The organism is Mitsuaria sp. 7 (assembly GCF_001653795.1).
Lineage (GTDB): Bacteria > Pseudomonadota > Gammaproteobacteria > Burkholderiales > Burkholderiaceae_C > Roseateles.
Window position 1 is genome coordinate 3,904,267 of record NZ_CP011514.1, and the last position, 12,819, is coordinate 3,917,085.

The window sequence follows — 12,819 nt, forward strand, 5'->3', positions numbered from 1 at the left end:
AGTTGAAGAGTCCCCTCGACGCGTCGGACAACTGTCGGTGAACAACGACACGGAAGACGTCCGGTCGACGCCCGGGCATCGCCTTCCCGCCCAGCGGACGTAAAAAGGCCCCGGCGAGCGGGGCTTCGGGGTTCCTGGCGGCGGCTGGGGCCCCGGGATGGACGGGCTGGCGATCAGCTGGCTTCGCCCATCTGGCTCTGCAGCCAATTCTGTTCGCCGATCTGCGCGATCAGCTCGATCTGGGTTTCCAGATGATCGATGTGCTCTTCGGTGTCGGCGAGGATCTCCTCGAGCACTTCGCGCGAGATGTAGTCGCGCACGCTCTCGCAGTAGGCGATGGCTTCCTTGAGCAACGGATGGCTGCCCATCTCGATCTTCAGGTCGCAGTGCTGGGCCTCGACGGCGTTCTCGCCGATGTAGAGCTTGCCCAGGTCCTGCAGGTTGGGCAGGCCTTCCAGCAGCAGGATGCGATCCATCAGCTTGTCGGCGTGCTTCATCTCCTCGATGGACTCGGCGTACTCGTGCTTGGCCAGACGCTCCAGGCCCCAGCTCTTGTACATCTTGTAGTGCAGGAAGTACTGGTTGATCGCGGTCAGCTCGTTCTTCAGCTGCGCGTTCAGATACTCGATGACCTTGGCGTCGCCCTTCATGTTCTTCTCCTGGGAATTCGGTGGGATGGAGCGCATTGTCCTCATCCCTACGGCGAATGGGGACAAGACCCGGCACCCCCGCTCTGCATGCGAAGTATTCGCAGCCCGTTTCCGTCCGCGCCCCTCTGAAAAAGACCCGATCCAGACCCCGGTCCAGCAGCGTTCGATCAAGAAAAATTCAATCGTCGCGATTCTTGGTTGCTATTGCGAATCGTTCTCATTAAGATGCTTCGCATGAATGCCCACCACCACCCCCATCTTGAAGCCCTGCAAGCCGTTGCGCTGGACAGCGCACGGGTCGCCGCAGGTTCGCCGCGCGAAGCGGTTCCGCTGGTCCAGCGCCGCCGCATCAGCAGCCAGGCGCTGATGGGCAACGACCGCGAGGTCGAGATCGAACACGCCGGATCGCTCTACCGGCTGCGTGTGACGTCGCTGGGCAAGCTCATCCTGACCAAGTGATCCGCTGAGCGGCGCGGCCGGCCGAGGACCGGTCCGCGCGCTCGCGATCCGCGTCTGCGGTTACCGCTTTCTTCGCTTGCGCTTTTTCGCTTGCGCTTTCGCGCTGCGTTTTCTGCTTCCCCTTTTGAACCGCCGGCCGTCCGCGAGGACCGCCCGCCCGCACCAGCCCGCGTCGTGCCAGCCCGTGCGAGATCCCAAGAACTACAAGGATTTCGTCACCATGCAACTGCGCCCGACGCCCGTCGCGCTCGCCCTGTCGTTGGCTTTCCCGCTGGCTTTCGCCCAGACCTCGCCAGCCGCTTCGACCGCCGCCTCCGAAACTCCCCAGCAACTCGGTGAACTGACCGTCTCCGCGACCCGCACCGAACGCTCGGTGGACGCGGTGCCCAACACGGTCACGGTCAAGAACCGCAGGCAGCTGGACCGCCGCGATGCGCGCGACCTGAAGGACCTGCTGTCCGACGAGGTCGACCTCGACGTGAAGGCGATGACACCGCGCTTCACGGCGGCGGGTGCGTCCACGGGCCGCTCGGGCAATGAAGGCATCAACATCCGCGGCCTCGAAGGCAACCGGGTGCTGATGATGGTGGACGGCATCCGCCTGCCGCAGAGCTTCGCGTTCGGTGCGTTCGCGAGCGGCCGGGCCGACTTCGTCGACCTCAACAGCCTGGCGAGCGTCGAGGTCCTGCGCGGCCCGACGTCCACGTCCTACGGCAGCGACGGCCTGGCCGGCGCGCTGAGCCTGCGCACGCTGTCGCCCGAGGACCTGCTGGTGGACGGCAAGACCTTCGCCGGCTTCGCGCGCCTGGGCGCCCTGAGCGTGGACGACTCCAAGCGCGCGAGCGCCGCGGTCGCCTTCGGCGCCGGCGACTGGAGCAGCCTGGTGCAGGCGTCGGTCCAGCGCGGCCACGAGACGAAGAACGAGGGCGACAACAACGCGCCCAACGCCGCGCGCACCAAGCCCAACCCGACCGACGTCGACACCAGCAGCGTGATGGCCAAGCTCGGTTATCGCGTCAACGCGAACCACCGCCTGATGGGCACGCTGGAGTACCGCCAGCGCAAGATCGACACCGATGTGCTGACGGCGGTGACCGCGCCGCCGGCGACCGGCACGCTGCCCGCGACGGCCGTGCTGGCGCTGGACGCGCACGACAAGATGGACCGCACGCGGTTCTCTCTGGAGCATCGCTACGAGGACCTCAACGCGACCTGGCTGCAGCAGGCCACGACGCACGTCTACGTGCAGGACAGCGAGACGCGCCAGTTCTCCTACGAGGACCGCAACACCGCCGCCGACCGCGCGCGGCTGGGCACGTACAAGGAACGCGTGATCGGCCTGAGCTCGCAGGCACAGACGCAGCTCGCCAACCAGCGCCTGAGCTACGGCATCGACGTGAGCCGCAACACGATCGAAGGCGTGCGCGACGGCACCGTGCCGCCGGTCGGCGAGACCTTCCCGAGCAAGCCCTTCCCCGACACCAGGTACACCCTCGCGGGCGCCTTCATGCAGGACGAGATCGAGGCCGGCGACTTCACGATCATTCCCGCGCTGCGCTTCGAGCACTACAAGCTGTCGCCGAAGTCGGACGGCTACGCCGGCCAGATCGTCTCGCTGTCGGACCAGGCGGTGACGCCGCGGATCGGCCTGATCTGGCGCGCGACGCCGTTCGTACAGCCTTACGTGAACTGGGCGCAGGGCTTCCGCGCGCCGACCCCGGACCAGGTGAACAACGGCTTCGCCAATCCGGTCCAGGGCTACCAGAGCATCGGCAATCCGGACCTGAAGGCGGAACACGCCAACAGCTGGGAACTGGGCCTGCGCGGCAAGCTGATCGACACGTTGCGCTGGCAGCTGAGCGCCTACGACAACCGCTATCGCGACTTCATCTCGCAGGAGATGGTGCGCGGCTCCTTCACGCCCGCGGACCCGGCGATCTTCCAGTACGTCAACCTCAGCCAGGCCCGCATCAAGGGCGTCGAGGCGCGCTTCGTCTGGGACCTCTCGTCGACCTTCAACGTCAACGCGTCGGTGGCGAAGTCGCGTGGCCACAGCATCGAGAACGGCGTCGAGACGCCGCTCGACAGCGTGCAGCCCTTGCGCGCAAAGATCGGCGCGCACTACGAGTCCGGGCCGTGGGCCGTGGATGCCAGCTGGCTGCACAGCGCCGGAAAGAAGCCCTCGGACGTCAGCACGGCGACGCAGTACACGCCGAAGAAGTACGACGTCGTCGACCTCGGCGGCGCGTACCGCTTCGACAAGACCTTCTCGATCTCCGCCTACGTCACCAACGTCTTCGACAAGAAGTACTGGCGCTGGGGCGACGTGACCGGCATCAGCGCCGCGACGCCCGCGGCCCTGGCCGTGATCGACAGCTACACCGCCCCCGGCCGCGCGCTTCAGGTGACGCTGCGCGCCGATTTCTGAACAGGAGTCCGTTCCCATGCAAGCCAGCTTCACCGCCCTGCGACAGGCCTTCGCCACCGCCCGCCAGGAGCGCAAGGCCCGCCACCGCGACATCGCCAGCGACCTGCGCATCTCCGAAGGCGAGCTGCTCGCGGCCCACGCCGGTCCGTTCGCCGATGACGAGTCCCCGCTGCGCGCGCGCCGTCTGCGCGCGGAGTGGCAGGACCTGATCGCCGCGCTCGAGCCGCTGGGCCCGGTCATGGCGCTGACCCGCAACGAGTCCTGCGTGCACGAGAAGGTCGGCGTCTACAACACCATCAGCGCGATGGGGCCGCAACGGCAGATGGGCCTGGTGCTGGGCGGCGCGATCGACCTGCGCCTCTTCTACAGCCACTGGCAACACGGCTTCGCCGTCGCCGAGCGGCTGTCCGACGGCGCGCTGCAGCGCAGCCTGCAGTTCTTCGACGCCGCCGGCCAGGCGATCCACAAGGTCTTCGTGAAGCCGGAGAGCGACCTCGCCGCATATGAGGCGCTGGTGCAGCGCTTCCTGGCGGAAGACCAGAAGCCGGGCTTCGAGCCCGGCGACGCGTGGCAGGACCCGGCGGAGGTGCCGGACGCGCGCATCGACGTCGCGAGCTTCCGCAGCGAGTGGGCCTCGCTGCGCGACACGCACGACTTCTTCGGTCTGCTCAAGCGTCACGGCCTGAGCCGCACGCAGGCCCTGCGCCTGGCCGAGCCGCGCTTCGCGCAGCCGCTGGCGCTGTCCAGCGCGCAGGAGCTGCTGAGCCGCGCCGCGCAGGAGAACGTGTCCATCATGGTCTTCGTCGGCAACCCCGGAATGATCCAGATCCACAGCGGTCCGGTGAACAAGGTCGCGATGATGGGCCCGTGGATCAACGTGCTGGATCCGGGCTTCAACCTGCATCTGCGGGAGGACCACATCGCCTCCGCGTGGCTGGTGCGCAAGCCCACGGTGGACGGACTGGTGTGCTCGCTGGAGCTCTTCGACGCGCAGGGCCGCACGATCGCGATGATGTTCGGCGAACGCAAGCCCGGCCAGGCCGAGCGCTGCGACTGGCGCAACCTGCTGGAGAGCCTCGTTGAAGGCGCGCCGGCGGAGACCGTGCCGTGCTGAGCCGCCGCCACGTCCTGTCGCTGGCGCCGGCCGCGGCGCTGCTGACGATAGTCGGCCGCGCGGGGGCCGCGCCGCAGCGCGTCATCGCCGTCGGCGGCGCGCTGACCGAGCTGATCTACGAGCTGGGCGCGCAAGGCGAGCTGGTCGGCGTGGACAGCACCTCGCTGTACCCGACGGCCGCGACGAAGCTGCCCAACGTCGGCTACGCGCGCACGCTGGCCGCCGAAGGCCTGCTCTCGCTGGCGCCGACGATGGTCGTCGCCACCGAGGAAGCCGGCCCGCCCGCGGTGCTGCGCCAGCTCGAAGCGGCCAAGGTGCCGCTGCACGTGCTGCGCGCGGAGCACCGCTTCGAAGGCGTGCTTGAACGGACCAAGGCCCTGGGCGATCTCCTCGGTCGCCAGCAGCAGGCCGCGGCCCTGTCGCAGAAGCTGCAGTCCGAATGGACCGCAAGCCGCGCGCAGGTGACGAAGCTCGCCGCCGGCCATCGTGCGCCGCGCGTGCTCTTCGTGCTGTCGAACGCGGCGAACCAGGCGCGCATCGCCGGCTCCGCCACGGCGGCGGACGCGATGATCGGCTACGCCGCCGCGACCAACGCGCTGGTCGATGCCCAGGGCTACAAGATGCTCTCGCCGGAAGCGGCGATCGCCGCGGCCCCGGACGTGATCCTGGCGACGACGCAAGGCCTCGAGGCCAGCGGCGGCATCGACGGTCTGCTGAAGCTGCCCGGCCTGGCGCAGACGCCGGCCGGCCAGCACAGGCGCGTGGTCGTGATGGAAACGATGGAGCTGCTCGGCTTCGGGCCGCGCACGCCGAAGGCGTTGACGACGCTGGCGCAGGCCCTGCATGCGCCGGCGGGCACGGGCAAGACGGCGTGAGCGTCGGGCAACACCCGGCGCGACACCCGACCCGACGATCTGCACGACGAACCGCACGACTGACCCAGCGATGAGCACCGTCGGATCCGCCCTGCCCTCGCCGATCACCGCGGTGCCGACGCGGCGCGCGTGGTCGCGGCCGATGCTGCTGACGGTGGCGCTGCTGCTCACGGTCATCGTGGCGGTGCAGTTCGGCGCAGTGCCGATCGCGGCGGCGGACTGGCTCAACGGCCCGTGGAGCGACGCGCCCAAGACCGGCGGCGCGCATGTGCTGTGGCAACTCCGCCTGCCCCGCCTCGGACTGACGCTCGCGGTGGGCGCGGCGCTCGGCCTGGCCGGCGCGCTGAGCCAGGCGCTCTTCCGCAATCCGATGGCCGAGCCCAGCCTGCTCGGCGTCACCAGCGGCGCCGCGGCGGCGGTGGCGCTCACCCTCACCGTCTTCGCCGGCATGCACGCCGTGCTGCCCGCCGAAGCACGCCTGTGGCTGCTGCCGCTGGTCGGCTTCGGCGGCGCGCTGGCGGTGTGTTTCTCGCTGGACCGGCTGTCGCGCTGGCTCGCGCCGGGATCGATCGCTGCGCTGCTGCTGTGCGGGCTGGCCTTGCAGGCGATGACCTTCGCGATCGTCGGCCTGTGCAGCTTCCTCGCCAACGACGAACAGCTGCGCGCGATCAATTTCTGGACCCTCGGCTCGCTGGCCGGCGCCAACTGGATCATGGCCGCGGTGATGGGCGGCGCGCTGCTCGTGCTGGCCGCGGTGGCGCTGCGCGTCGCGCCGCGCATGAACGCGCTGGCGCTCGGCGAGGCGGCGGCCGCGCACGTCGGCATCGACGTCGACCGGCTGCGCTGGCAGTGCATCACCATGGTGGCGCTGCTGTCGGCGCTGGCGGTGGCATGGTGCGGGAACATCGGCTTCATCGGCCTGATGGCGCCTCACCTCGCCCGGCAACTGGTCGGCGCGGACCAGCGCCGGGTGCTGCCCAACGCGATGCTCGCGGGCGCGCTGCTGCTGGTCGTGGCGGACACCTTCGCGCGGACGCTGGCGGTGCCGGCGGAGATCCCCGTCGGCGTCTTCAGCGCGCTGATCGGCGCGCCGTGGTTCCTCTTCCTGCTGCGCGGCGCGGTGCGCCGCATGGGGAGCGCGTGATGGGCTCGCTGCTGAACTTGCAGGACGCGCGCGTGACGCTCGGCAACGCGACGATCGGGCCGGTGACGCTGCGCGTCGATCCGGGCGAGCGCATCGCGATCCTCGGCCCGAGCGGTGCGGGCAAGTCGACATTGCTGCGGCTCATCGCGCGCGAGCTGCGTCCGGCTTCCGGCGCGCTGCATTTCGATGGGAAGCCGCTGAGCGTCTGGTCGCCGGCGGAACTCGCGCAGCGTCGCGCGGTCCTTCCTCAACAACACGGCGTCGCGTTCGGCCTGCCCGTCGAACTGGTCGTCGCCTTGGGCCGCGTGGCGCGGCAAGGCGATGGCCGACAGGACGCGATCGTGCGTGAGGCACTGACGCAGGCACAGGCCGATCACCTCCACGGCCGCCGCTTCGACACGCTGTCCGGCGGCGAGCAGGCGCGCGTCCAGTTGGCCCGCGTGTTCGCGCAGGCCTGGGACGCGCGCGACGGGCTGCTGCTGGTCGACGAGCCGGTCGCGGCGCTCGACCCGGGGCTGAGCGTGTCGCTGATGGCGGCGATGTCGGACTTCGCGGCGGAGCGCGGCCATGCGCTGGTCGCGGTGCTGCACGACCTCAATCTCGCGATGAATCATTTCGACCGGCTGTGGCTCCTGAAGTCCGGCCGGCTGCTGGCCGACTGCGACGCGCTGCCGGCGACGCTGCCCTTGCTGGAGCAGCTCTACGACACGCGGCTGCGCCTGCTGCGGGACGAGCACGGTCTGGCGATCCTGCCGATGCTCAGCGCCGCCGTGGGAGTGCGCGCATGAGCGCAACCGCACTGCCACGGCAACTGCAACTGCAGTTGCAGCTCCAGCTGCACGGCCGGATGCCGCGCTGGACCGGCTGGGCCGTGACGGGTGTGGTCCACGCGGCGATGCTGCTGGCGCTGATGAGCGCATTCGCGACCAAGCGCCCACCCACGCCTGCGCTCTTGACGATCAACGCGCGCCTGGTGCCGTCGGCGACGACGCCGAGCCCGACGCTCACGCCATCGGTTTCCGTCCAGCTGCCGCGCTCCGCGTTGACCGTGCCACCGATCCCGGACATCCCGCCGCCGCCCGTGCAGATCGAGGCGGCGCCGACTATGGCCGCCGCGACGACGCCGCTGCGATTCGATCCGCCGGCGGCTGCGGCGATCGATCAGAACGCGGCCACGGCCCGCCCGGTGGCGGTCGCCGCAGTCACCGCCGTGGCAGCGGCAGCCCCACCGCCGCCCGCCACTATCCCCACGCCGGCGAGCGCCGACTCCCCGGCACAGTTGCCCGCCGATCACCGCGCCTGCAGTGCGCAACAGACCGCACGCCACTATCCCGCGATGCTGCGCGACCGAGGCATCCAGGGTCAGGTCGTGCTGCGCGTGAAGGTCGATGCCGACGGTCACGCGGCCGAGGTCGTCGTGTCCGGCGGCAGCGGCTGGCGCCTGCTGGACGAGGCCGCGCGACGCGTCGCCGAGTCCTGCCCCTTCATCCCGGCCCGGCGCGGCGACCAGCGACTGGTCAGTTGGGTCGAGTACCCGGTGCGCTTCGCGCTCCAGGCGTCCCCCTTGCAGTAAGGAGTCCACCGCATGTGCGACAAACCCACCCCCGTTTCACTCCTGAGCCTGCTGGCCCGCTCCGACGCCGGCGCCTCCGGCTTGCCGGGCGATTCCCCCTTGCTGGCCTCCGCCGCGAGCGCGGTGACCGGCGGCGGCGTCTTCATGCAGGAGGGCGACGCGGTGCCCGCCGCGGTCGCGGGACTGCCGCTGGCGCAGGCCTTGGCGCGGGGGGATGCCTCGCCGTCGTCGTTCTCCTCGTCTTCGTCCTCGTCCTCCGACGACACGCCGGTGCCGCGCGGCTCGCGCCGCCGCCGCTTGTGGGAACTGCCGGCGCAAGCGCTCTGCCCCGTGATCGGCGTGTGCCTGCCGATGCCGGTGCTGCGCCGCAAGCTGGGCAAGATGCTAGGCGGCGAGGCGCTGGCCAACGACTACGAGATGCACTGCGGCGCGATCAACGAATGCGCGCGTCGCGGGCCGATCTCCGAGATGCTGCAGAAGGAGCTGGACCAGCGCTTCTCGATCGCGCTGCGGCAGTCCTCGCAGCACAAGACGGCGGAGTCGCTGACGCGCTGGTGGAACGCCGCGCAGCAGGGCAACGACGTCGGCGGCGCGTTGTGGGGTGCGCTCACGCACGCGCGTTGCGACGCGGCGCTGCAGGAGCAGGTCCTGCGCGACATCCACATGCTGCAGCACCAGGTCGGCGCGGCGAACCGCGCGGACCTGCAGCGGCTCGACGAGCTGCAGGACGAGCACGCGATCCTGACGCGCGAGCTGGCGCAGGCGCAATCGCGCAGCACGCGCCTGCTGGCGGAGCGGGCCCGCGAGCTCGAACTCTCACAAGCCGAATGCCTGCGCCTGCGCGGTGAGCTTCTGGCGCGCGACACGCTGGCGGCGGGACTGCGCGACGAGCTGCAGCAGCTCGAAGAGAGCATCCCCGGCCTGCGCCATCGTCACGAGCAGGCCAGGCACCTGCAGACGCAGCAGGACCGCATCCATCAACTGGAGCGCGCGCTGCTGACCTCGCGCCAGCAGGCCGAACGCGAGCAGCGCCGTGCGGACGAACTGCAGCAGGCGCTGGTGCAATCGGAACGGCAGTTGACGCAGCAACAGACGCAGACGGCGCAGCAGGCCGAATCACAGGCCGGCGCTGAAGGCGCGCTGCCCTCACTCGACGAGCGCTCGGTGCTGTGCGTCGGCGGCCGGCCCGCGGTGGTGCCGATCTACCGCCAGTTGATCGAGCGCACCGGCGGCCGGTTCCTCCACCACGACGGCGGCGAGGAAGACGCGGTCTCCAAGCTCGACGCCAGTCTGGCGGCGGCGGACCTCGTGATCTGCCAGACCGGGTGCATCAGCCACGACGCCTACTGGCGCGTGAAGGACCACTGCAAGCGCCACAACAAGAAGTGCGTCTACATCGAGTCGCCGAGCGCGAGCGGCATGCGGCGGGCGCTGGGATCACTGGGTGTCGAGGAACATGCGGAGGTCGAGGGGCCGCAGCCCGGCCTGCCAGGCTGATTCACTTGGCCGGGCACCCCTCGTCGCCTTCGGATTCGCTCAATGCAGATTGACGGCGCGGAGACCCGTCCCGAAATAGCCGCCGATGTAGAGCACGCCTTGACCCGAGAGCGCCAGGGAGCCGCCCAACGGGTCACTCCACGCCGAGGCGTGCGTGCTCAGGTCGATCGCGTGAGTGGCCCAGCGACTGGCGACGAAAGCATGACCATTGCTGACCACCAGCCCGCTGTCCAGTCCATCAAGTCCGGAGCTGTCGCTGACCCAGGACCACAGCAAGCGGCCGTCACTGCTCGCCCTGGCATCCAGTGATCGGTCGTTGGACACATAGACCGCATCGCCCACGGGCACCGGATTGCTGTCGAAATGCCCGCTCAGTTGCCAGGCCACGGTGCGCGTGTTGAGGTCAAAGGCGATGAGGCTCGAGTCGTTGGTGAAGGAGCCGGTGGTGTATGCCGCCACATAAGCCCGCCCGCGGCCGTCCAGGACCGGCGGCGGCGTGAGATAGCTGCCCGGTGTCTGCGCGGCGATGCTGTAGTTCACGGCGCCAGTGGACGCGTCGATGGCCGTCAACTTGTTGTCGCCAAAGACATAGATGCTCGTGCCATCGCTGGAGGGCGTGCAGGTGTCGATGCTCAAGGGCACGGTCCAGTCCGGCTGGAGCGTCGTGGCATCGAAACGCGTCAGGCCGCGACTGCCGGATGCCGACCTCAAGCAGAAGTACAGCTTTCCGTTCACATGCAAAGGCGCGGTCTGGCTGGTGCTGGAGAACGAATAGCTCTGACGAAGCAGGATCTGACCAGTGGCCTGACTGATGCGCCAGAGCTCTGTTTCCGAGCCGCTGGCCACGAGGCCAGAGGTCACGACGAACACCTCACCGTTGGCGAGCGTGGGGCTGCTGGCCTTGGCGCCGGGCGACCCCAGGGCCTGGGTCCAGGCGATCGAGCCGTCGCTTTCACGCTGAGCGACGAGTACCGGCGGGCGGCCCGTCAGATCCAGGGCCACATAGAAAAGCAGACCGTCGTCGACTGCGAAGGCCGAGGCTCGCATCGCCGAGGCCTGCATCGCCGTCGCCGGTATCTGCGTGGTCCAGCGGCGATTGAAGTCCGCCGCTTTCAGCGACACGGCCTGGAATCCGGACTGTGCGGCGTCTCCCAGATAGGTCGACCAGCCCCGACCGCCAGGAACCGCGCTCAGGGTCGAGAGATTCGTCGCCGGGCGAACCGTGAACTTGTAGGGTAGCCGCCAGGGCGAGGCCCCCACGGGCTTGGCACAGACCGTCGGCGCGTCTTCACAGACGCGCACTTCCAGGCTTCCGCTATGGGTACCGGCCGGGAGGCTGTTCGAAAGCCGCAGCCCGACGCGGTAGACCAGCTGGCTCGTGGCCGTCAACTCGGCCTGGCCGCTCAGCACACCCACGCTGTCGATCACGGCCACCTGCACGGGAGCCGCATGCGTGCGGCTGGCAGTGGCGGTCACCGTCAACAACGGCGCTTCTCCGGCATAGAAGGTTGCTTCCAGAGAGGTCGGCTGGAAGCTCAACTGGAATGCATCGGCGTTACCGCCTCCGCTGCCACCTCCGATGCCAGCTTCGATGACACCTCCGCCCCCTCCACCGCAAGCGGCGAGCATCAAGAGCGGTAGACCGATCAGTGCGAGTGCTGCCCCGCTTCGCTTGAAAGCCACTGCCAAAATCCCCTGCATGCCCGATTCCCTCTTGATGAATGACTGTTCCGGCGGGTTTGGACCCGCTCAAGAAATGGACGCAGATTATGGTCGAGCGCATCCCCGCCGAGCGGCGCCGAGGCTGAGGGACCTGCGGTGCCTCAAGCCGCTCGAAAGAATCGAGACCGCAGTGTGGGTCGTTCAGCCGTACACCGCGCGCCGCACCTCCCGATGCAGCGCCTCATCGAACGGCAACTTCTGGGCGAAGAACACCACCGCGAGCCGGTTCGCCGGGTCGACCCAGAACAGCGTCGACGCCGCGCCGCCCCACGAGAACTCACCCACCGCGCTGGCCGGCTCGTCGGCCGTGGTCGGCGCGATGCGCACCGAGCCTCCGAACCCGAACCCGAGGCCTGGACTCTTCAGGAAGTGACGCGGCGAGGTGGCCGGGTCCAGGTGATCGACGAGCATCACCTTCACGGTCGCCGGACGCAGCACGCGCACGCCGTCGAGCTCGCCTTCGCCCAGCAGCATGCGGGCGAAGCGCAGGTAATCGTCGATGGGGCCGATCAGACCCGCGCCGCCGCTGGCGAAGGTGAAGGGCACATCCGGCTCTCGCTGAGGCGGCGCGCCCTCGGGGAGTCGATACGTCGCGGCCAAGCGGTCCTTCCGCGCCTCGGGCTGCGTCCAGTCCGTCTCCTTCATGCCCAGCGGCTGCAGGATGTGGCGGCGGACGTGTGCATTGAAGGGCTCGTCGCCGAGCACCTCCACCAGGCGGGCCACGATGTCCGTGGACGTCCCGTAGTGCCAGGCCGTGCCCGGCTCGTGACGCAGCGGCAGCGCGGCCACCGCGCGGCTGAACGCGGCCAGGTCCCGCGAGGTCTCGAGCGGATTCGCGGCGCGGAAGGCGCGATCGGCCGGGCCGTCTTCCATCGCGTAGGTGAGGCCCGACGTGTGCCGCAGCACGTCGCTCACCAGGATCGGTCGCTCGGCGGGGCGTTCCCCGCGACCATCGTCGGCGTGGACCCGCATGGACTTGAACTCCGGGAGGTAGAGCGCGATCGGATCGTCCAGCCGGAAGCGCCCCGCGTCCCACAGGCGCATGAGCGCCACCGACGCCACCGGCTTGGTCATCGACCAGATACGCGCCAGCGTGTTGCGGGCCATGGGCCGCTTCGCCTCCACATCGGCCAGTCCGAATGCGCCGAAGTAGCGCTCCGCCCCGCCCTGCCAGACCACCGCCGACACGCCGGCAGCACGTCCATCGGCCACCGCGCTCCTGAGCATCCGCTCGATGCGCCGCGGCGAGAGCACCAAGGACGTGCCGCCTGATCGGGGCGTTGCCCCCGACGCGGCTGTTGCAGCCGGTGCGGCCGGTGCGGCCGTTGCTGCTGTCGCAGCGATGGCTGCAGCGGGC

At 69.6% G+C, this 12,819-nt stretch carries 11 protein-coding genes; 8 read left to right on the forward strand and 3 right to left on the reverse strand.

Features of this window, described 5'->3' with window-relative positions:
• Positions 1 to 173 precede the first annotated feature (173 nt).
• On the reverse strand, positions 174 to 650 hold the full coding sequence (gene bfr / locus ABE85_RS17090; RefSeq protein WP_067277196.1) for a bacterioferritin: 477 nt from the start codon (positions 648 to 650) through the stop codon (positions 174 to 176).
• 234 nt (positions 651 to 884) lie between these two features.
• On the opposite strand from bfr, the gene hemP reads away from it, so the two are divergent.
• The 8 genes from hemP (at position 885) to ABE85_RS17130 (ending at position 9,740) form a co-directional block, all read left to right on the forward strand.
• Positions 885 to 1,109, forward strand: coding sequence for a hemin uptake protein HemP (gene hemP, locus ABE85_RS17095; RefSeq protein ID WP_067277199.1), 225 nt, complete (start codon positions 885 to 887; stop codon positions 1,107 to 1,109).
• 220 nt (positions 1,110 to 1,329) lie between these two features.
• Complete coding sequence (locus ABE85_RS17100) at positions 1,330 to 3,537, forward strand: TonB-dependent hemoglobin/transferrin/lactoferrin family receptor (protein WP_067282948.1); 2,208 nt, start codon at positions 1,330 to 1,332, stop codon at positions 3,535 to 3,537.
• A gap of 16 nt (positions 3,538 to 3,553) precedes the next feature.
• The gene (locus ABE85_RS17105) at positions 3,554 to 4,651 is read left to right on the forward strand and encodes a hemin-degrading factor (protein WP_067277202.1); all 1,098 of its coding nucleotides are present in this window, start codon (positions 3,554 to 3,556) and stop codon (positions 4,649 to 4,651) included.
• Positions 4,645 to 5,526 carry a hemin ABC transporter substrate-binding protein gene (locus ABE85_RS17110; RefSeq protein WP_067277205.1) on the forward strand — a complete coding sequence of 294 codons (882 nt, stop codon included), beginning with the start codon at positions 4,645 to 4,647 and terminating at the stop codon, positions 5,524 to 5,526. The genes ABE85_RS17105 and ABE85_RS17110 overlap by 7 nt, the downstream gene beginning before the upstream one ends.
• Before the next feature lie 70 nt (positions 5,527 to 5,596).
• Positions 5,597 to 6,670, forward strand: coding sequence for an iron ABC transporter permease (locus tag ABE85_RS17115; protein WP_082938695.1), 1,074 nt, complete (start codon positions 5,597 to 5,599; stop codon positions 6,668 to 6,670).
• Positions 6,670 to 7,458, forward strand: a complete 789-nt coding sequence (locus ABE85_RS17120) for an ATP-binding cassette domain-containing protein (RefSeq protein ID WP_067277209.1) — start codon at positions 6,670 to 6,672, stop codon at positions 7,456 to 7,458. The genes ABE85_RS17115 and ABE85_RS17120 overlap by 1 nt, the downstream gene beginning before the upstream one ends.
• Complete coding sequence (locus ABE85_RS17125; protein WP_067277213.1) at positions 7,455 to 8,243, forward strand: energy transducer TonB; 789 nt, start codon at positions 7,455 to 7,457, stop codon at positions 8,241 to 8,243. Before ABE85_RS17120 ends, ABE85_RS17125 begins: the two co-directional genes overlap by 4 nt.
• A gap of 12 nt (positions 8,244 to 8,255) precedes the next feature.
• Positions 8,256 to 9,740, forward strand: coding sequence for a DUF2325 domain-containing protein (locus ABE85_RS17130; RefSeq protein WP_231993111.1), 1,485 nt, complete (start codon positions 8,256 to 8,258; stop codon positions 9,738 to 9,740).
• Between the two features lie 39 nt (positions 9,741 to 9,779).
• On the opposite strand, the gene ABE85_RS17135 is transcribed toward ABE85_RS17130, so the two are convergent.
• Both ABE85_RS17135 and ABE85_RS17140 read right to left on the reverse strand, forming a co-directional pair.
• A complete protein-coding gene (locus ABE85_RS17135; RefSeq protein WP_082938696.1) occupies positions 9,780 to 11,441 on the reverse strand; it encodes a PQQ-binding-like beta-propeller repeat protein in 1,662 nt (553 codons plus the stop codon).
• A gap of 162 nt (positions 11,442 to 11,603) precedes the next feature.
• Entirely contained in the window at positions 11,604 to 12,716 is a 1,113-nt protein-coding gene (locus tag ABE85_RS17140) for a serine hydrolase (protein WP_231993320.1), read from the reverse strand.
• Positions 12,717 to 12,819 lie beyond the last annotated feature (103 nt).

What these genes read in the sequence shown, in the direction of transcription:
- ABE85_RS17100 (WP_067282948.1), top strand. Translation starts at nt 1,330, where the DNA reads ATGCAACTGCGCCCGACGCCCGTCGCGCTCGCCCTGTCGTTGGCTTTC.
- ABE85_RS17130 (WP_231993111.1), top strand. Translation starts at nt 8,256, where the DNA reads ATGTGCGACAAACCCACCCCCGTTTCACTCCTGAGCCTGCTGGCCCGC.
- hemP (WP_067277199.1), top strand. Translation starts at nt 885, where the DNA reads ATGAATGCCCACCACCACCCCCATCTTGAAGCCCTGCAAGCCGTTGCG.
- ABE85_RS17135 (WP_082938696.1), bottom strand. Translation starts at nt 11,441, where the DNA reads ATGCAGGGGATTTTGGCAGTGGCTTTCAAGCGAAGCGGGGCAGCACTC.
- ABE85_RS17125 (WP_067277213.1), top strand. Translation starts at nt 7,455, where the DNA reads ATGAGCGCAACCGCACTGCCACGGCAACTGCAACTGCAGTTGCAGCTC.
- ABE85_RS17115 (WP_082938695.1), top strand. Translation starts at nt 5,597, where the DNA reads ATGAGCACCGTCGGATCCGCCCTGCCCTCGCCGATCACCGCGGTGCCG.
- ABE85_RS17105 (WP_067277202.1), top strand. Translation starts at nt 3,554, where the DNA reads ATGCAAGCCAGCTTCACCGCCCTGCGACAGGCCTTCGCCACCGCCCGC.
- bfr (WP_067277196.1), bottom strand. Translation starts at nt 650, where the DNA reads ATGAAGGGCGACGCCAAGGTCATCGAGTATCTGAACGCGCAGCTGAAG.
- ABE85_RS17120 (WP_067277209.1), top strand. Translation starts at nt 6,670, where the DNA reads ATGGGCTCGCTGCTGAACTTGCAGGACGCGCGCGTGACGCTCGGCAAC.